General features: G+C 68.5%; 22 protein-coding genes. 1 reads left to right on the forward strand and 21 read right to left on the reverse strand.

From position 1 onward, the window contains the following. The first annotated feature begins 25 nt into the window (after positions 1–25). A complete protein-coding gene (locus BMY69_RS07585; RefSeq protein ID WP_090176691.1) occupies positions 26–664 on the forward strand; it encodes a TMEM175 family protein in 639 nt (212 codons plus the stop codon). Between the two features lie 18 nt (positions 665–682). Here BMY69_RS07585 and BMY69_RS07590 read toward each other — a convergent pair whose 3' ends face one another. The 21 genes from BMY69_RS07590 to BMY69_RS07690 all read right to left on the reverse strand — a co-directional run bounded on the left by BMY69_RS07590 (position 683) and on the right by BMY69_RS07690 (position 18,669). Then, positions 683–1,090, reverse strand: coding sequence for a DUF2802 domain-containing protein (locus BMY69_RS07590; protein ID WP_090176694.1), 408 nt, complete (start codon positions 1,088–1,090; stop codon positions 683–685). Positions 1,091–1,210: 120 nt separating this feature from the next. Further along, on the reverse strand, positions 1,211–1,651 hold the full coding sequence (locus tag BMY69_RS07595) for a chemotaxis protein CheW (RefSeq protein ID WP_255364487.1): 441 nt from the start codon (positions 1,649–1,651) through the stop codon (positions 1,211–1,213). After that, positions 1,648–2,220 carry a hypothetical protein gene (locus BMY69_RS07600; RefSeq protein WP_090176699.1) on the reverse strand — a complete coding sequence of 191 codons (573 nt, stop codon included), beginning with the start codon at positions 2,218–2,220 and terminating at the stop codon, positions 1,648–1,650. Before BMY69_RS07600 ends, BMY69_RS07595 begins: the two co-directional genes overlap by 4 nt. Next, positions 2,220–3,008, reverse strand: a complete 789-nt coding sequence (locus BMY69_RS07605; protein ID WP_090176701.1) for a ParA family protein — start codon at positions 3,006–3,008, stop codon at positions 2,220–2,222. Before BMY69_RS07605 ends, BMY69_RS07600 begins: the two co-directional genes overlap by 1 nt. After that, positions 3,008–4,012 carry a flagellar motor protein MotD gene (gene motD, locus BMY69_RS07610; RefSeq protein ID WP_090176703.1) on the reverse strand — a complete coding sequence of 335 codons (1,005 nt, stop codon included), beginning with the start codon at positions 4,010–4,012 and terminating at the stop codon, positions 3,008–3,010. Before motD ends, BMY69_RS07605 begins: the two co-directional genes overlap by 1 nt. After that, a complete protein-coding gene (locus BMY69_RS07615) occupies positions 4,009–4,749 on the reverse strand; it encodes a flagellar motor protein (RefSeq protein ID WP_090176706.1) in 741 nt (246 codons plus the stop codon). The genes motD and BMY69_RS07615 overlap by 4 nt, the downstream gene beginning before the upstream one ends. A 1-nt stretch (position 4,750) precedes the next feature. Beyond that, on the reverse strand, positions 4,751–6,793 hold the full coding sequence (locus BMY69_RS07620) for a chemotaxis protein CheA (RefSeq protein ID WP_090176707.1): 2,043 nt from the start codon (positions 6,791–6,793) through the stop codon (positions 4,751–4,753). A gap of 8 nt (positions 6,794–6,801) precedes the next feature. Continuing rightward, positions 6,802–7,443, reverse strand: a complete 642-nt coding sequence (locus BMY69_RS07625) for a protein phosphatase CheZ (RefSeq protein WP_255364488.1) — start codon at positions 7,441–7,443, stop codon at positions 6,802–6,804. Positions 7,444–7,451: 8 nt separating this feature from the next. Continuing rightward, complete coding sequence (gene cheY / locus BMY69_RS07630; protein ID WP_090052120.1) at positions 7,452–7,853, reverse strand: chemotaxis response regulator CheY; 402 nt, start codon at positions 7,851–7,853, stop codon at positions 7,452–7,454. Positions 7,854–7,913: 60 nt separating this feature from the next. Further along, positions 7,914–8,645, reverse strand: a complete 732-nt coding sequence (locus BMY69_RS07635; protein ID WP_090052119.1) for an RNA polymerase sigma factor FliA — start codon at positions 8,643–8,645, stop codon at positions 7,914–7,916. After that, positions 8,642–9,517 (reverse strand): P-loop NTPase, encoded by an 876-nt coding sequence (locus BMY69_RS07640; protein ID WP_090052117.1) that lies wholly within the window; start codon positions 9,515–9,517, stop codon positions 8,642–8,644. Before BMY69_RS07640 ends, BMY69_RS07635 begins: the two co-directional genes overlap by 4 nt. A 64-nt stretch (positions 9,518–9,581) precedes the next feature. Next, complete coding sequence (gene flhF, locus BMY69_RS07645) at positions 9,582–10,919, reverse strand: flagellar biosynthesis protein FlhF (protein ID WP_090176711.1); 1,338 nt, start codon at positions 10,917–10,919, stop codon at positions 9,582–9,584. A gap of 94 nt (positions 10,920–11,013) precedes the next feature. Next, positions 11,014–13,122, reverse strand: a complete 2,109-nt coding sequence (gene flhA, locus BMY69_RS07650) for a flagellar biosynthesis protein FlhA (RefSeq protein WP_090176714.1) — start codon at positions 13,120–13,122, stop codon at positions 11,014–11,016. 2 nt (positions 13,123–13,124) lie between these two features. Next, positions 13,125–14,267, reverse strand: a complete 1,143-nt coding sequence (flhB, locus tag BMY69_RS07655; protein ID WP_090176718.1) for a flagellar biosynthesis protein FlhB — start codon at positions 14,265–14,267, stop codon at positions 13,125–13,127. Continuing rightward, positions 14,264–15,040 carry a flagellar biosynthetic protein FliR gene (gene fliR, locus BMY69_RS07660; RefSeq protein ID WP_255364489.1) on the reverse strand — a complete coding sequence of 259 codons (777 nt, stop codon included), beginning with the start codon at positions 15,038–15,040 and terminating at the stop codon, positions 14,264–14,266. Before fliR ends, flhB begins: the two co-directional genes overlap by 4 nt. Beyond that, positions 15,040–15,309, reverse strand: coding sequence for a flagellar biosynthesis protein FliQ (gene fliQ / locus BMY69_RS07665; protein ID WP_089974172.1), 270 nt, complete (start codon positions 15,307–15,309; stop codon positions 15,040–15,042). The genes fliR and fliQ overlap by 1 nt, the downstream gene beginning before the upstream one ends. Next, positions 15,306–16,055: a flagellar type III secretion system pore protein FliP gene (fliP, locus tag BMY69_RS07670; RefSeq protein WP_090176721.1), complete on the reverse strand. Its 750-nt coding sequence runs from the start codon at positions 16,053–16,055 to the stop codon at positions 15,306–15,308. The genes fliQ and fliP overlap by 4 nt, the downstream gene beginning before the upstream one ends. Next, the gene (gene fliO / locus BMY69_RS07675; protein ID WP_255364490.1) at positions 16,052–16,465 is read right to left on the reverse strand and encodes a flagellar biosynthetic protein FliO; all 414 of its coding nucleotides are present in this window, start codon (positions 16,463–16,465) and stop codon (positions 16,052–16,054) included. The genes fliP and fliO overlap by 4 nt, the downstream gene beginning before the upstream one ends. A 5-nt stretch (positions 16,466–16,470) precedes the next feature. Next, entirely contained in the window at positions 16,471–16,806 is a 336-nt protein-coding gene (gene fliN, locus BMY69_RS07680) for a flagellar motor switch protein FliN (protein ID WP_090052109.1), read from the reverse strand. Positions 16,807–17,144: 338 nt separating this feature from the next. Continuing rightward, a complete protein-coding gene (gene fliM / locus BMY69_RS07685) occupies positions 17,145–18,161 on the reverse strand; it encodes a flagellar motor switch protein FliM (protein WP_090052108.1) in 1,017 nt (338 codons plus the stop codon). 16 nt (positions 18,162–18,177) lie between these two features. After that, positions 18,178–18,669 carry a flagellar basal body-associated FliL family protein gene (locus BMY69_RS07690; protein WP_090176724.1) on the reverse strand — a complete coding sequence of 164 codons (492 nt, stop codon included), beginning with the start codon at positions 18,667–18,669 and terminating at the stop codon, positions 18,178–18,180. Positions 18,670–18,839 lie beyond the last annotated feature (170 nt).

Genomic DNA, 18,839 nt, shown 5'->3' on the forward strand with positions numbered 1-18,839 from the left:
CGCTGACCTCAGGGGGAGTCATCGCATGTCGCACGCGCAGGAGCAGCAGCTCGAACGGCTGACGTTTTTCTCGGATGCGGTTTTCGCCATCGCCATCACCTTGCTGGTGATCGAAATCCATGTACCCCACCCGGCCGACGCCTCGGATGGTGCCTGGGCGCATGCGCTCCTCGAACTGGTGCCGCACTTCATCGGTTTCGTTCTGAGTTTCTTCGTCGTGGGCGCGCTGTGGGTCGCCCACCATCGTGTATTCGGCCTGCTGCGTCGTTACGATCCCGGCATCGTGTGGCCGAACCTGCTGCTGCTCATGTCCGTCGCGTTCATGCCGTTCTCGTCGGCGCTGATGAGCACGCATCCCGCGGAGCGGGTCCCGGAATGGTTTTACGCGGGCAACCTGCTGGTCGCCGGACTGCTCCAGCACCTGCTGATCCGGCGGGCCCTGCGTGCGCCCTTCCTGCGCGAGGACGTCGGCCCCGACGTGGTCGCGATGACGCTTCGCCGGACCCTGGCGCTGCCGTTGATGGCGCTGATCGCCGGACTCCTGGCCATTCGCTGGCCCGGTCCGAGCAACCTGCCGCTGATGCTCATGCCGCTGGCCGTGCGTATGTTCGCGCGTGGAAGGAAGCGCGCCGCGGAAGGTGCCGCTCTCGATAACGCCGGATAGCGGTGTCGGTGCCGCCGCCTAGCGCGGCGAATGCAGCCGGTGCAGCAGCTCCGCTTCCGTGAGCGAGATGCCGCAGGTCTCGGCGATGTCCTGCGGGGTGGCACCCTGGCGCGCGAGGCGCTGCGCCAGCGCCAGGGCGCGGTCGTTAGTGGCGCCAGCGTCGCTCGCCATGCTGACGGCCGGCGTGCGGCGGACCTGATCCTCGATGTCGCCGAGGCGATGGTCGAGGCGGCGGAGCATGCCCGCGAGGGCCTCCGTCGGGATGGTCGCTTCGTCGGTCGCGAGCGGTTCCGGTGCGGGAGCGACGACGGGTTCGCTGGTCGTGGACGGCGACGACACATGACCGAGACGGCGGAAGAGCAACAGCAGACCGACGAGGTTGAGGATCGCCAGGGCGATCAGCACGTATCCGATGACGTCGTTCATGCAGGCGGCACTCCGTTGGGTCGCGGCACACGGTAACGCAACGCGGAGCGATTTCGAAGCGTCGTCTCCAGCGTGCCGCCGCGCTGTCCAGAAGCCTCAGCCGAAGAACACGGCTGGTGGTCAGGCCCGGCAGAGTCGTGCGACGTCCACCAGGGCGATGAAGCCGTCGTCGCGGGTGATGACACCGCTGACCGGATCGTCGCGGCGTTCGGCGCGTCCTGGCGGCGGCGGTGCGACCTCGTCGGCGGCGAACGTGAGCATGTCCCCGATGACGTCGATGCGCATGCCCACCACGCTTCCGCTGTCGTCGAACACGATGACGCGCTGGCTCTCCGCGGCGCCGACTTCGATCGCGGCGTCCAGGCCGAAGCGGCGGCGACCGTCCAGCACCGGCACGATCTGCCCACGCAGGTTGACGATGCCGAGGACGTCGTCGGGGCTACCGGGAACGGGCGTGATGTCGCCCGGACGGATGACTTCGCGAACGCTCGCGAGCGACACCGCGTAACGCTGGCCTTTCAGCGAAAAGCCCAGCCACGCGCCACCTTGGGTTTCGGTCACGGACCCAGCTCCTTTTCCAGCCATTGCACCAGCGCCGTGGTACCGACCACGCCGCACTTGGGTTCGAGGGACATGCCGGCCAGCCACGGACGCGTGGTGGCGCCGATGCGCCACTGGATGGCTTCCGGCAGCAGATCGACCGGCTCGTCGTCCACCACGCAGGCCAGTGCCCAGACACGATCGCGAAGGATCACCAGCGTGCTGACCGGCGCGCCGGCCATGTCGGGCGATAGCACCGCGGCGAGGTCGGCGACACGCGCTTCGCCGCTCGGATGGCGCCAGCGGCCGAGGCAAATGGGGTTGGACGAATTCGGCGGCGACAACGGCGGCATGGGCAGCAGATGCGTGACATCGGCCATGGGCACCGCGAGCCTGACGCCGGCGGCGGCGCAGAGCAGGTAGCGCGTATCGCCCGCGGCGATCGGCTCGCCCAGGGGAGCGGCCTTCCACGGTTCGATCGCGACGACCTGCACGTCCGCGGCGGGTTCGGGCGCGGCGGCGGCGACGGGCGTCAGCAACTCCGCCAGGTAGTCGGCGACGATCTGCTCCGCGTCCTGCATCGCGCGCATCACGCGGCGGCGTCCGTGACGGAAGCCGCCGGCAACGCCAGCAGCTCGTCGAGCAGCTGGCGGTAGGCGAGACCGCCGCGGCGTGCGGCCGGCCACGAGGCGAGTGGCACGCCCGCGGCGCTGGCCTCGCGGATCTGGGTGTCGGTCGGAATGACGGCTGCGCTGACGACGTCGCCGTACTGCTCGCGCAACTGCGCGAGGCAGGCGCGCGACGCATGCGTGCGCGCGTCGAAGAGGGTCGGCACGATGGTGCGCGGCATCGGCTTGCCACGAGAGCGTTCGATCATCGACAGGCTGCGCAGCATGCGCTCGAGGCCCGCGAGCGCGAGCGCCTCGGTCTGCGTCGGCACCAGCAGGCGGTCGCTCGCGGCGAGGGCGTTGACCATCAGCACGCCAAGCGTCGGCGGGCAATCGAGCAGCACGTGATCGAAATCGGGTGCCAGTTCCGCGAGCGCCTGCGAGAGGATCAGGCCCATCCCGGCTCGCGTGCCGAGCTGGCGGTCGAGCGTGATCATCGCGGCGGACGCCGGCAGCACGCTGAGGCGATCCCACGGGGTCGCGTGCACGAGCGTACCGACGGGCAGCGGGTTGCCGCCCACGCCGAAAAGATCGTAGACGCTGCCATGCGCACCGCCTTCCACGCCGATGTATCCCGACAGCGACGCGTGCGGATCCATGTCGATCAGCAGCGTGCGCTTGCCCGAGGCGGCGAGCAGGCTTCCGAGCGCGACGGCGGTGGTCGTCTTTCCCACGCCGCCCTTCTGGTTGGAGATCGCCCATACGCGCATCAGCGTGTTCCTCCGTCCGGGGCAGCGAGCCGCGCGGCGCCTGCGGTGGGCGCCTCGACCTCCGTCGCGGCCGTGGCGGCCGGGGGCGGCGTGGTGGACGGTGTCGCCCCGGCGAGATCGACGCGGTCGGCGTCGCTGTAGAAACGCGCCGGCGCGGCCTTGTCGCTCATCACCACGATCAGGACGCGCCGATTGCGATTGCGCCCTTCTTCGCTGGCGTTGTTGGCCGTCGGACGGAATTCGCCCCAGCCGATGATGCCGACACGATGCGGATCCACGCCCGTGGTGGTGATCAGTCGCGCCACCGTCGCTGCACGCGCGGCGGACAGCTCCCAGTTCGACGGGAAGAGCGCGGTCGCGATCGGCGTGTTGTCCGTGTAGCCCTCGATGCGCATCGCGTTGGGAAACGGCGCGAGGATGCCCGCGAGCTTGCGAAGGACGTCTTCCGCGGCGGGCTGCAGCTTCGCCACGCCGACGGGGAACAGGATGTCCGTCCGCACTTCGATCTCCAGCCAGTCCGGGGTCTGCCGGACGCTGACGAGGCTCTTGTCGATCAGCGGCTTCATCGCACGCTTCACTTCATCGGAGATCTGGCTGAGGCTGGCGTTCTCGGTCTTGCCCACCGTGGTGTTCGCCGCGGTGGCGGTGTTGACGTTGGCGGCGTCCTGGCGTTCGGCGGCCGCGCCTTCGTGTCCGGGCAACGGCAGGTTGCGCGGCGGGATCGGCACGTCGATCTTCGCGATTGGCGCGGCCGTCGGCGAGCGCGACTGGTTCGGCAGCGGCACCTGCGCGGCCGGCGTCGCGTCGCGGATCGGTTCGATCACCTTGCCGGTGCCGTTGAATGCCTCGTTGATGGACTGCGCCATCACGCGGAACTTGGTCTCGTTCACGGCCGACACCGCGTACATCACCACGAACAAGGCGAGCAGCAGCGTAATCAGATCGCCGTAGGGGATCGCCCAGCGTTCGTGGTTGATGTGTTCTTCGTGGTGCCGTCGCTTCACGACAGGAACCCTTGCAGCTTGCTCTCGATGTGCCGCGGGTTGTCGCCCTGCGCGATCGAAACAAGCCCCTCGACGAGGATCTCGCGCATCTGCGAGCGCTGGCGGGCGAGGCCCTTCAGACGCGAGGCCATCGGCAGCGCCAGCAGGTTGGCGAGGCCGATGCCGTAGATGGTCGCGACGAACGCCGCCGCGATGCCGTGGCCGAGCTTGCTCGGTTCGGCGAGGTTCTGCATGACCGACATCAGACCCATCACGGCGCCGATGATGCCCATCGTGGGCGAGTAGGCGCCGGCGTTCTCGAAGACCTTGGCGGCCTCGATGTCGGTGTGCTCGCGTGCGAGCACTTCCACTTCGAGCACCGAGCGCATGGCGTCGGGCTCCGTGCCGTCGACCAGCAGTTGCAGGCCCTTGCGGATGAACGGATCGGTCTCGCGCTCGATGGCCGGCTCGAGACCGAGCAGGCCCGTGCGACGCGAGATCTCGCTCCAGCCGACGATGCGGCTGACGAGGTTCTCCGACTCGATGTCGGGCGGACGATACACCCAGGGCAGCATGCTCCACGCACGCTTGAGCACCGCCCCGGGCGTCTGCACGAGCAACGCGGCGAACGTGCCGAGGAAGACGATCACGAAGGCCGCCGGGTTCCACAGGGCGTCGAGGCTCGACCCCTTGAGGATGGTTCCCACGATGATGACCACGAAGGCCAGGATCGTCCCGACGACGCTCACGATATCCATGTCAGACAGCCATCCTTAGCGAGGGCAGCACCTGGCCGCCATCGTCGGCGAGGCCTGCGAGATCCAGCACGAGCGCGATCCGGCCGTCGCCGGTGATGGTCGCGCCGGCGACGCCGGGAACATCCTTGAGAAACGGACCGAGCGGCTTGGCCATGACGTCCTCGCGGCCGAGCACCTCGTCGACGAGGCAGCCGAGCGTCTGGTGCCCGATCTGGACCACGACGACGTGCCCGCCCTTCCCCGCCGCGCCGGCCCAGCGGCCGAGGTCGGCCAGCGGCAGCGCGCGCTGCCGGTGGGCCGCGACGATGCGTCCGTCCAGCTCCTGGATCTGGCCGGGAACGAGTTCGAAGACCTCGGCGACGTTCGACATCGGCAGCGAGAGCAGACGGTCGCCCACGCGCACCATCAGCACGCGAAGGATCGCGAGCGTGAGTGGCACCGAGAGGCGGACCGTGCTGCCGTGTCCGACGCGCGAGTCGATCGACAGCGTGCCGCCGAGCTCGACGATCTTGGTCTTGACGACGTCCATGCCGACGCCGCGGCCGGAGATGTCGGAGACCTGGCTCGCCGTGGAGAAGCCGGGGCGGAACACGATCTCGTAGCACTCGCGCTCGTCGAGGCGCGCGGCCTGCTCCTCGTCCATCAGCCCCTTTTCGACGGCCTTGCGGCGCAGGACCTCGGGATCCATGCCCTTGCCGTCGTCGGTGACGGTGATGACGATGCGGTCGCCGAACTGGCCCGCCGCGAGGCGCACCGTGCCGGCGCGCGGCTTGCCCTCGCGGGCACGCGCGTCGGGCATCTCGATGCCGTGGTCGACCGCGTTGCGCAGCAGGTGCACCAGCGGATCGGCCAGCGCCTCGACCACGGTGCGGTCGATGTCGGTGTCCTCGCCCTCGGTGACGAGCTCGATCTCCTTGCCGAGCTGGCGGGCGAGATCGCGCACGATGCGCGGGAAGCGCGAGAACAGCTTGCCCACCGGCTGCATGCGCATGCGCAGCACGGCGTTCTGCAGGTCTTCGGCCACGCGCTCCAGCTCGCCGATCGCGCGCTCCATGGGATCGTTCGTGCCGCGTGGCGCGAGGTTGCTCAGACGGTTGCGCACCAGCACGAGTTCGCCCGCGGCGTCGACGAGACCGTCGAGGCGGTGCGTGTCGACGCGGACGGTGGTGTCGGCCGTCTGGGCGCCGCGTTTTTCGGTCGCGGCCTTCGGCTTCGGCGATGTGTCGTCGGTGCTGGACGCGGGAGCCGGGGCGACGGGCGTCGCGGTCGGTGCCACCGCTGCCGCCGGCGCGACCGGCTCGGGCGCCGCGATCGGCGTGGTGCCGGGCGCGGCCGTGCCATGCAGGCTGTCGAGCAGCGCCTCGAATTCGTCGTCGCTGATGGCGTTCGGGTCGGTGGCTGGCGCCGGAGCCGCAGCCGCCGGCGGGACGCCGCCGACGGGCTCGGAGCCCGGCGCGGCCGTGCCGTAAAGCGAGTCGAGCAGCGCTTCGAACTCATCGTCGGAAATGGTGCCGGACGGTGCCGGCGTGGGCGCCCGATCGCTGCGGGCGGCGTCGAGCATCGCCTCGAATTCGTCTTCGATCGGATCGTGCGCGCGCGCGGGTGCGCTGGCGGCGACCGCCACGGGTGCCGCGAGCGCCACCGGTGCCGCCGTCGCCGCGCGGCCGGGAATGAGCAGGCGATCGAGCAGCGAACGAGGCGCGGCTTCGATCGGCACGCCACCGTCGGCGGCGCGCATCATGTCGTTGAGCAGGTCGAGCGATTCCAGCAGCGCGTCCATGAAGCCCGCATCGAGCACGATCGCGCCGTTGCGGGCCTCGTTGAGGAGATCTTCCGCGCGATGGCACAGCTCGACCATCGGATTGAGGCCGAGGAAGCCCGCGCCACCCTTGACGGTATGGAACGCGCGGAACACCGCGTTCAGCAGTTCGACGTCGCCGGGCGTGGACTCGAGGTCCACCAGCTGTTCGCCCAGGCTCTCGAGCAGTTCCCGCGCCTCGATGAGGAAGACGTTGAGAAGCTCGTTGTCCAGCTCCACGCTCATAAGCGCGCTCAGAACCCGAATTCGCTGAGCAGGCGGTCCACTTCGTCCTGGCTGACCTTGTCGGCCGCCGGTGCCGCGCCGCCCGCGAGCGACCCCGTGAGCCGCACCAGCTCCACGAGCGAGGATTCGACCTTCGCCATGAACGCCTCGACCTGCGCCACGCGCTGGCCGGAGAGGTCCTGCCAGGACTGGGCTTCGACCATTTCGCCGAACCCGATGTCGCAACTCTGCGCGAAGTCGCCCACGCGCACGGCCAGTGCCGTCGCGTTGCTGGCGAACGCCGGATCGGCCTGGTCGAGCACGAGCACCTCGTCGGCCTGGCGGGCCAGCGCCTGCGCCTGGGGGCGCAGCTTCTCGCTGAAGTCGAGCGTGCGGTGGGCCGCCTGCGAGCTCATCTCGAGGACGTCGCGCAGATGCTTGCGCGCGTCGCTCATGTTGCCGGGGACGCCGTCGGTGGAGATATCGGCGGCAAGGCGGCGTGCCGACTCGTGCAGGTCGCGCGCGAGGTGACCGAGCGCGAGGAAGATGTGCTGCTCGCGCGTGCGCAGGAGGTTGTCGAGCGCGTGCTCGAAGGCCACGCTGTCGTCGGCCTCGAAGAGTTCGCGCAGTTCGGGGGCGACATCGCGGCCGCTGGAAAGCATCGTGTTCATGGTCATCCTTAGCCGGCGGCCGCGGCGAGCCGCTCGAAGATCTTGTCGAGTTTTTCCTTCAGCGTGACGGCCGTGAACGGCTTCACGACGTAGCCGTTCACGCCGCTCTGCGCGGCGGCGATGATCTGGTCGCGATTGTTCTCGGCGGTGACCATCAGCACCGGCAACGCCTTGAGCGCGGCGTCCGCGCGGATGGCGCGCAGGAGCTCGATGCCCGTCATGTTGGGCATGTTCCAGTCGGTGACCACGAGGTCGAAGGATTGCGAGCGCAGCATCGCGAGGGCCGCGTTGCCGTCTTCGGCTTCCTGGATCAGGGTGTTGGTGAAGCCGAGCTCCACCAGCAGGTTCCTGACGATGCGTCGCATGGTGGAGAAATCGTCCACCACGAGGATCTTCATGTTCTTGTCCAAAACTCGTCTCCGCCTTGCTGACCGCGCGTGCTTCTTACCGGCGACGGCACCGGGGTGCCGTCAATGCTTGTCTTTCCAACCCGACATGCGTGCACGGAGACGGATCAGGGCCTGGCCATGGATCTGGCACACCCGCGATTCGCTCACCCCCAGCACCGCACCGATTTCCTTCAGGTTGAGTTCTTCATCGTAGTACAGCGACATGACCAGCTTCTCGCGCTCGGGCAGTCCGTCGATGGACTGCGCCAGCGCGTCGCGCAGGCCTTCCTGCTCGAACAATCCTTCCGGGCCCGTGGCGTCCGGGTCCGCGACGTCGATCGCGGCGCCCTCGTCGCCTTCGGGCGCCGTCAGGCTCAGCAACCGCGCGCTCGCCGCGTCGGCCAGGATCTGGTTGTATTCCATGGCGTCGATGCCCAGCCGCTTCATCACTTCCGCGTCTTCGGCATCCGCGCCCGTCTCGTTTTCGATCTGCCTCGTCACCTCCGCCACCTCGCGCAACTTCCGGTGGACGGAGCGCGGAGTCCAGTCCGTCTTGCGCAGTTCGTCCAGCATGGCGCCACGTATGCGGATGCCCGCATAGGTTTCGAAGCTGGCCGCGCGAGTCGGCGAATAATTCCTCGCGGCCTCGAGCAGTCCGATCATCCCGGCCTGCATGAGGTCGTTCGCATCCACGCTTGGCGGCAGCCTGCCCATCAGGTGATAGGCGATGCGGCGCACCAGCGGCGCGTGAGTCCTCACCAGTTGGTCAGGCGGAATCCGCGTGATCTCCAGGTATTCGGTCGCGACGCTCACAGTGGCAGCCCTCCCCCCAGGTGGGACCGTTCGGCGAAGAAACCGATACGGCCCTGCGCGCGGGGCTCGGGTTCACCCCATGTATCGACCGACCTGGCCAGATTCTTGAATCCGACCGCGGAGCGGCTGCTCGGCCAGGCGTCGACGACCGCCGCCTGGCGGCGGATGGCCTGCCGCAGGTACTCGTCGTGCGGCACCATCCCCATGAAATCGAGCGACACGTCGAGGAAGCGGTTGGTGACCCGGGACAGCTTCTCGAACAGCTGGCGGCCTTCCTGGGCGTGCCGGACCATGTTCGCCACGATGCGGAAGCGGTTGACCGCGAACTCCCGGCTCATGACCTTGATCAGGGCGTAGGCGTCGGTCAGCGAGGCCGGCTCGTCGCAGACGACCACCACCACCTCGTCGGACGCCGCGGCGAACATCGACACGCTGTCGGAGATGCCGGCGGCCGTATCGACGATCAGGTATTCGGGGGGCAGCGTGTACTCGTCGAACGCGCGGATGACCGCGGCGTGCTCGATGTTCGGCAGCTGGGCCATGCGACGGGCGCCGGACGTGGCCGGGATGACCTTCAGGCCGTGCGCGGCCGGGAGCACCAGGTCCTCGATGGCGCATTCGCCTTCGAGCATGTGCCCGAGGTGCCGCGTGGGCTGGAGGCCGAGGAGCACGTCGATGTTCGCCATCGCGAGGTCGGCGTCCAGCAACAGCACGTCGCGCCCGCCCATGGCCAGGGCCATGCCGAGGTTCACGGCCACCGTGGTCTTGCCCACGCCGCCCTTGCCGCCCGCGATCGCGATGCTGCGGGTGGGCCGGCGGTCGGCGAGCCAGTTGAGGCCGGCGGCCTGGGTCGTATCGACGTGTGTGTTCATAGAAAGATCACTGCAGGAATGGGACGGAGTCACGCAGGGAGTCGGGCGGGCGCGGCGCGGCCGGTCAGGCCATCGCCGGGGGTGAGAGGCCGAACCGTTCGGCCAGGACGGCGTCGTCGGGTTCGTCGTTGCGCTGCTTGAGGAGCTGTGCGGCCAGGCAGACGAGCTTGCGCGCGTCGGCCGTGGCGATGTCCTCGGGCACGCGCTGGCCGTCCGTGGTGTAGTCCAGCGGCATGCCGTGGCGGATCACCGCCGAGAGGGCGCCGCCGATCAGCGGCGCTTCGTCGAGCTTGGTGAGGATCGCGCTCTGCGGCGCCAGCGGCGCATAGGCGCGGATGGCGTTGTCGATCGCCTGCGCCTGCGCGTTGGCGGCGAGCACCAGGCAGACGCGGACGTCGGAGGTCGCGCGCAGCGTCTCGAACTGCTGTTGCAGCTTGGGATCGTTGCCGGCGAGGCCCGCGGTGTCGACCAGCACGGTATGGCGGCCGCGCAGCTGCAACAGCACGTTGCGCAGGCTGGTGGCGTCGTGGGCGTTGAACACGCGCACGCCGAGCAACCGGCCGTAATGCTCCAGCTGGGCGCCGGCGCCGATGCGGTACTGGTCGGCGCTGATCAGCGCGACGTTCGACGCGCCGTGGCGAAGCACCGCGCGCGCGGCGAGCTTGGCGATGGTCGTCGTCTTGCCGACGCCCGTGGTGCCGACCAGCGCGGTGACGCCGCCGCCGACGGTGTCGAAATTGCGACCCGACGTGCGGATGTGACGGGAGAGGATACCGAGCGGCAGATAGCGCGCCTGCTCGGCCGTCATGCCGGGCGGCAGTTCGGCGCTCAGCGAGCGGGCGACGTCGCCGTCGATGCCGAGGCGGGTCATCTCGCGCAGCACGCGGGCCCGCAGCGGCTGGTCGCGGTCCATCTGATTCCAGGCGAGCGTCGAGAGCTGCACTTCGAGCATCTCGCGCAGGTTGTTGATCTCGGCGCGCACGCCGTTGACGGCGGCGTCGTTGGCCGGGGCGACCGTGGCCGCGCGGACCACGTCGGCGACGCTGGCGGCGAGCGCGGCGCTGGACTGGCGCTGCGGCGCATTGCCCGTCCCGGCGAAACCCGCCTTCGCGGCGCGTTCCACGGCGGCGGCGGTCGCGGCGCGGGCCTGGTCGATGCGCGCGGCGCGCTCGGCTTCGTCGCGCTGGGCCCGGATCGGCGCCTCTTCGCGCTTCGGCGCCGGCGCGTCGATGCCGAAGCCGGCCTCGCGAACCAGGGCCTCGTCGTAATCGAGGGCGGCGATGATCTCGATACCGTCGTCCATCCGACGCGTCGACAGGATCACCGCGTCGGGGCCCTGTTCGTCACGAACCTGGCGCATGGCCTGGCGCATGTCGGGAGCAACGAATCGTTTGATTTTCATGCCTTCGATCCTGTCTTCGTCCTGGCGCCCGTCGCGGGGACGCCATCAGTTTCTTCCGCTTGCGCCGCGCGTTCTCCGCGCGACGTCTCAAGTCCTATCGCCCGAGGGCCGTCACCAGCTTGACGCGCCGGTTGTCCGGAACCTCGTTGTAGGCGAGTACATGCAGGTTTTGGGCCACATGACGCGTGAAGCGCGAAAGCCATGGACGCAACGCCGGCGACACCAGGAGCACCGCCGGTTCGCCGGCCGCTTCCTGCCGCCGCGAGGCCTCCGCGACCGACTGCTGGAGGCGATCCGCCAGACCCGGCTCGACCGCGGCGCCGGCGGGGCCGCCACCCTGGAGCGACTGCAGCAGGATCTGTTCGAGATCCGGCGCCAAAGTAATGACAGGCACTTCCGTGCCGAGGCCCGCGATCTCCTGCACGATCTGGCGGCCGAGGGTGACGCGCACCGCGGCGGCGAGGACGCCTGGATCCTGGCTCTGGCCCGCGTGCTCGGCGAGCGACTCCACGATGCCGCGGAAGTTGCGGATGGGCACGCGCTCGGCGAGCAGGTTCTGCAGCACCTTGACCACCGCGCCGAGCGACAGGCGCTTGGGCACCAGGTCTTCCACGAGCTTCGGGGTCTGCTGCGCGAGGCGGTCGAGGAGCTGCTGGACGTCCTGGTGGCCGATGAGCTCGTGCGCGTGGTTCTGCAGGATGTGCGAGAGGTGCGTCGCGATGACGGTGGCGGGATCGACCACCGTGTAGCCCAGCGTCTGCGCGTGCTCGCGCAGGCCCGGCTCGATCCAGACGGCGTCGAGGCCGAAGGCCGGATCGCGCGTGGCGATGCCGTTGATCGTGCCGTGCACCCGGCCCGGATCGATCGCCAGCATGCGCTCGGTGTGGATCTCGGCTTCGCCCATCGGCACGCCCATCAGCGAGATGCGATAGCCGTGGGGCACGAGGTCGAGGTTGTCGCGGATGTGCACCGACGGCACGAGGAAGCCGAGTTCCTGCGAGAGCTTGCGGCGCACGGACTTGATCCGCGCCATGAGTTCGCCGCCCTGCGCCTTGTCCACGAGCGGGATCAGGCGGTAGCCGACCTCGAGGCCGATCGTGTCGACCTGCGCCACGTCCTCCCACGACAGCTCGAGACGCTCGGCCGGCGGCGCCGACTCGAGCGCCAACTCGGTGCCCGGCGTGCCGGCGCCGGGCACGATGCCCGCGGCCGCGTCGAGCTGCTTGCGGTGCAACTTCCACGCGCCGAAGCCGGCCACGCCGGCGAGGATCAGGAACGGGATGTTCGGCATGCCCGGGATCAGGCCCATCGTGCCGAGCACGGCCGCCGCGACGCCCAGCGCCTTCGGCTGGCCGAACAGCTGCCCCATGACGTGCTTGCCCATTTCCTGGGACTTGGACACGCGGGTGACGATCACGGCGGTGGCGATCGAGAGCATCAGGCCCGGCACCTGCGCCACCAGGCCGTCGCCGATGGTCAGCAGCGTATAGGTGCGCGCTGCCTCGCCGGCCGAGAGGCCGTGCTGGAGCATGCCGATGAAGAAGCCGCCGATGATGTTGATCGCGAGGATCAGGATGCCGGCCGTCGCGTCGCCGCGGACGAACTTGGAGGCACCGTCCATCGAGCCGTAGAAGTCGGCTTCCTCGCGGACCTCCTGCCGGCGCTCACGCGCCTGCTCCTGCGTCAGCAGACCGGCGTTGAGGTCGGCGTCGATCGCCATCTGCTTGCCGGGCATCGCGTCGAGGGTGAAGCGCGCCGTCACTTCGGACACGCGGGTGGCGCCCTTGGTGACGACCACGAAGTTGATGATCGTCAGGATGGCGAACACGACGAAACCGACGGCGAAGTTGCCGCCGATGACGAATTCCCCGAACGCCTCGATCACCTTGCCCGCCGCTCCCGGGCCGTTGTGGCCGTGGAGCAGGACGACGCGCGTCGACGCGATGTTCAGCGCCAGGCGGAGCAGCGTGGCGAACAGCACCACGGTGGGGAACGACGCCAGCTCCAGCGGCCGCATCACGTACATCGTGGCCAGCAGGATCACCAGCGACAGCGCGATGTTGAAGGTGAACAGCAGGTCGAGCATGAACGGCGGCAGGGGCAGCATCATCATGCCGAGCATGATCAGCATCGCCACCGGCGCCGCGATGCCGCGGCGGCCGATCTGGCGGAACGTGCCCATGAAGCTGGGGGAAGCTGCCATCGTCAGTTATCCATTCTGTAAGGACCCATGAGGTCCGGGTCGATCTCCTGCCGGGGCAGGTCGGGCGGCAGGTCGCCCATGGCGATCGCCTGCTTCAGCCGGAACACGTAGGCCAGGATCTGGGCCACCGCGACGTACAGCCCCGCGGGGATTTCGCGTCCGATTTCCGTCGTGTGATACAAGGCGCGTGCCAACGGAGGGGCTTCGACCACCGGAACCTTCGCGCCACCGCCGATATCGCGGATCTGCTGGGCGATGACGTCCATGCCCTTGGCCACCACGCGCGGCGCTCCCATGCGGTTCTCGTCGTATTTCAGGGCGACGGCGAAGTGGGTCGGATTGGTCACGATCACGTCGGCCGTCGGGACGTCTTCCATCATCCGGCGACGCGCCATCTGGTGCTGCATCTGGCGGATTTTTGACTTCAGCTCGGGACTGCCCTCGTTCTCCTTGTGCTCGTCCTTCACTTCCTGCTTCGTCATCTTCATCTTCTTGGTGAAGCTGAACTTCTGCCAGGGAGCGTCCACCAGCGCGATGGCGCCGAGCGCGCAGCCGAAGACGAGCGAGGCGTGCCCGAAGATGCCGAACGCCTTGGCGATGCCGTCCGCCACCGGGCCGGTGCCGACGCTGTACATGTCGTGCGTGGAGCGCAGCAGGAACCACGCGAGGGCGCCGCCGATCAGGATGAGCTTGAGCACCGATTTGCCCAGCTCGACCAGACCGTTGACGGACACGAGCCGGCCGAAGCCCTTGATCGGGTCGAGGCGGTCGAATTTCGGGGCCAGCGCCTTGGTGGAAAAGTTCAGCCCGCCCATCACCGCCGGCGCCGCGACCGCGGCGACCATGGTCACGGCGAAGACGGGTCCGAGCAGCTTGAGGCCCTCCAGCGCGGCGGTCATCAGCGCCCGGTACAGACCGTTCGTGGCGAACAGGTCGTCGCGGCCGTAATGGAGTCCGACGCGCATGATGTTCGCGGCGTGCACCGACATCTGGTCGCGCGAGGCGATCAGCGTGGCGACGCCCGAGAGCACGACGATCGCGGTCGACAGATCCCGCGAACGCGGCAGATCGCCCTTCTCGCGCGCTTCGCGAAGGCGTTTTTCACTTGGGGCTTCGGTGCGGTCGTCCTTTTCGCTCTCGCTCACGGGGAAGGCCTCCCGATGAGCTGGCGCATGGTGTCCCACGCGTCCGTCTGCAGCGAATCGAACGCGCCCGGGAGCGCGCGCAGGGCGAGCCAGACGGCCAGCAGGCCGAGGCAGATGGTGATCGGGAAGCCCACCGCGAACAGGTTCATGGACGGCGCCGAACGGCTGATCGCGCCGAAGCCGAGGTTGACCACGAGCGTGGCCGTCAGCGCGGGCAAGGCCACGCGCACGGCACCGGAGAACAGGTGCGTCGCGAAGTCGAGCACGCCCCAGATGCCGTTCGCTCCGATGCCCTGCTCGCCCACGGGAAGCGTGCGGAAGCTGTCGGCCAGCAGGGAGATGAGCTGCAGATGGCCGTTCATGACCAGGAACAGCAGCGTCACCAGCATCATGTAGAACTGGCTGAGCACCGACACCGTGCCGCCCAGACCCGGGTTGATCGTCTCGGCGAAACCGAGGCTCATCGCCTGCGACACCAGCTGGCCGGCGAACGACACGGCCTCGAAGATCAGCCTGAGGATGAAACCCAGCGCGGCGCCGACCAGCACCTGCTGGGCCAGCGTCGCGATGCCCTGTGCCGAGATCGGACGGACGTCGAGCGGCGCCAGCGGGGCGAGCACCATGGTCAGGACCAGCGCCAGCCCCAGGCGTACTCGCATCGGAATCGTCGTCGCGCCGAGCACGGGGGCGACCAGCAGCAGGCCCGAGATGCGCGCGAGCGCCCAGCAGGCGCCGCCGACCCATCCCTCGAGCTGGCCGAAGTCGATCGGCATCAGCGGACCGCCTGGGGAAGGTTCTCGATGAGCGTGCGGGTGAACTGCACCAGCGTCCGCAGCATCCACGGGCCGGCGATGATCATGACCAGCGCCATGGAGATGAGCTTCGGGATGAAGCTCAGCGTCTGCTCGTTGATCTGCGTCGCCGCCTGGATCATGCCGATCAGCAGGCCGACCGCGAGCGCCGTGAGCAGCAGCGGCGCGCCGATGAGCATCGCGATGTGCAGGGCCTGCTGGCCGAAGCCGATGACGGATTCCGGCGTCATTGGAAGAAACTCCCCGCCAGCGTGCCCAGCAGCAGCGTCCAGCCGTCGACCAGCACGAAGAGCATGATCTTGAAGGGCAGCGAGATGATCATCGGCGACACCATCATCATGCCCATCGACATCAGCACGGAGGCGACGACCAGATCGATGATGAGGAACGGGATGAACAGCAGGAAGCCCATCTGGAACGCGGTCTTCAGCTCGCTGGTGACGAACGCCGGGAGCGCGACGCGGTACGGCACCGCGTCCTTGTCGGCATACGGCTGTTCGCCGGCCAGCTTCGTGAAGAGCTGCAGATCGGGGTCACGCGTCTGTTCGAGCATGAAATGGCGGAACGGCGCGGCCGCCAGCGGCAGCGCCTGCTGCACGCTCATCTGGCCATCCATGTACGGCTTGATGCCCGCGTCGTACGCCTTGTCGATCACGGGCGTCATGACGAAAAGCGTGAGGAACAGCGACAGGCCGAGGATGACCTGGTTCGGCGGCGTGCTGTTGGTGCCGAGCGCCTGGCGCAGGAAGCCGAGCACGATGATGATGCGCGTGAACGACGTCATCATCAGCAGGATCGCCGGCAGCGCGGTGAGCGCCGTCATCAGCGCCAGCAGCTGGATCGACAGCGACCACGTCTGGCCGCCGTTGGCGCCCGGCTGCACGTTCAGCAGCTGGATGCCCGGGGGGTCGGCGGCGAACGCCGGAAACGGGGCCAGAAGGAGAAGAAGGAGGACGAGCCAGGGCCAGCGCTTCATGGGCGCTTCCACTGGGCCAGGACGTCGCGGAACCCGCGGATCGGAGGCGTCGGACCCGCGGGGGTGTCGACCTCGACCGGCGTCTCGAGCACGTGCAGCGTGCGCAACCCACCCGTCGGCGAGGCGCCGACCAGCAATTGCGTACCGCCGACTTCGAGCAGCATGACCTTTTCCTTGATGCCGACCGGCATCGATTCGATGACGTGGATCTTGCGTCCGCCCGGACGCACGCGCGCCTGGGCACGGCGGCTGAGCCAGCCGACGAAGAAGATGAGCGCCACGACGCCGAGCAGGCTGATCAGCACGCGGAACAGTTCCGCGCCGGTATCGACGGCCGGGGCGGCGGCCGGAGCCGCCACCAGGGCGCAGGGCAGGAAGCCGCCCGCGAGGGCGGCGACGGTACGGCGCACGTGGATCACCGCAGCTTGCGGACGCGCTCGGCCGGGCTGATCACGTCGGTCAGCCGGATGCCGAATTTCTCGTTGATGACGACGACCTCGCCATGGGCGACGAGGGTGCCGTTGACGAAGACGTCCAGCGGCTCGCCGGCGGCGCGGTCGAGTTCGACGACCGAACCCTGGTTGAGCTGGAGCAGGTTGCGGATGCTGAGCTTGGTGCGGCCGACTTCCATCGCCATGGTGACCGGCACGTCGAGGATGACGTCGAGGTTCACCTCGTTGCCGAGGCCGATGGACGAGGCCAGCGAGGCGTCGCTGGAGTCGATTGCGTCGAGGGTGGTGGGTTCGTTCATGTCCGTTCCAGTGAGAGACGTTGCCGGGTGCAGGCCATGTGAAGCAAGCGGCGTGCCACGGGTCTGGTCGACTGGAAGGATGGTGAAAACGGCGTCGCGACGCGGTTCGGGAAATGCGCGCGGCGTCGCAGTCGGGATGTGACGCAGCGCGACAGTCAGAAAGCTGACGCTCGACGGCAGTTAGTCACCAAGACGGGCCATTGACGGGGTCGCTTTCCGGACATGGATCGCCGATACGATCGGCTCCCACCCCTTCGGTAGCCGGGTCCGGCCAGCAGCTACCGAAGGGTGGGAGCCGATCGCATCGGCGATGCCGGCCGACGGCCGGCCACGGCGCGTCAGACCGGCTCGGTCACCGGCTGAGCGGGGGCCACGGCGGGGCGCGGCGCGTTCCGACGCAACAGCGAGTCGAACTGCACCGCCTTGTTGCCGCCCGAGTTCGCCATGCGGCCACGGAAGATGGGCACGTCTTCGGCGAAGACGGTCGCCGTCTCCGGCAGACTGATCGGAATCACGTCGCCCTTGCGCAGGTGCAGGAAGTCGCCGATGGTCAGGCGCGCCTCGGCCAGCAGCGACGTGATCTCGACCTCGGCGTCGAGGATTTCCTCGTGGAGGTTCTGGATCCAGCGGTCGTCGCGCTCCGCGCGGTCGCTCTGCACGCCCGCGTCGAGGAGCTCGCGGATGGGCTCGACCATGGAATACGGCAGCGTCAGGTGCACTTCGCCGCCGCCACCGTCGAGCTCGATATGGAAGCGCGAGACGACCACCGTCTCCGTCGGGCTGACGATGTTCGCGAACTGCGGATTGATCTCGGAGTTCAGGAACTCGAACTGCATCTTCAGCACCGGTGCCCAGGCCTCGGCCATCGCGGTGAAGGCCTCCTGCAGCACGATCTGGATGACGCGGTTCTCGGTCGGCGTGAAGTCGCGTCCTTCGATGCGGGCGTGGTAACGGCCGTCGCCGCCGAAGAAGTTGTCGATCACCGTGAAGACGAGGCGCGGCTCGAACACCATCAGCGCGGTGCCGCGCAGCGGTTTGATGCGGATGAGGTTGAGGTTGCTCGGCACGGCCAGCGAATGGACGTACTCGTTGAACTTGGTCATCTTCACGCCGAGGACCGACACCTCGCACGACTTCCGCAGCACGTTGAACAGATTGGCGCGGAAATAGCGGGCGAAGCGGTCGTTGACCATCTCCAGCGTCGGCAGGCGGCCGCGAACGATGCGGTCCTGCTGGGTGAAGTCGTAGTCCTGGATGCCGCCAGGCGGCGGCAGTTCGACCTCGGTCTCGACCGCGCCACCTTCCACGCCCGCGAGCAGGGCGTCGATTTCTTCCTGGGTGAGGATGTCGCTCATGGCCGCGGGGTCCCCGTCACTGCATGATGAAGCTGGTGAAATAGACCGCGTCCACGCCGGGACGCCCGATCTTCGCCTTGAGCACGCGCTGGATCTCCGCGAGCGCCGACGCCTGCAGCTTCTGCTTGCCCTTCACGTCGGACAGCGACTTCACGTCCTGTGCCGAGAACAGCATGAGCAGGGCGTTGCGGATCTCGGGGTCCGCCTCTTTCGCCGCGGCGATCGCTTCCGGATCGTGCGACATCACGTTGACGCCCACCTGGAGGAAACGCAGCGCGTTCTCGTCCTGGAAATTGACGACGAACGCCGGATCGAGCTGGAGGTAGACCGCCGGCTTCGACTTCGCGACCTCCGCTGCGCTCTCGGCGCCTTTGTGGCCGCCCTTCAGCATGAACCACGCACCGGTGCCGCCCGCGGCAAGGACGACAAGCGCGCCGACGATGAGCACGAGGCCCTTCTTTTTCTTCTTCGGTGCGCCTTCGGCGTCGGTGGGAGCTGCTGCGGCCATGCGTGGAAACCTCTGGTGCGAATTCGTCGGATGTGTCGGCCCTCGCGGGCCCCGGTACTAGTGTGCAATCGGCGTGCCAGTGGCGACGCAACGGAAAAGGCCCAATTTACCGGGGTGTGACGTGGTTTGCGTCAGTCGGAATGCCGACACAAGTCGAAACTTTGACGCCC

Source organism: Luteibacter sp. UNC138MFCol5.1, from assembly GCF_900110505.1.
Lineage (GTDB): Bacteria > Pseudomonadota > Gammaproteobacteria > Xanthomonadales > Rhodanobacteraceae > Luteibacter.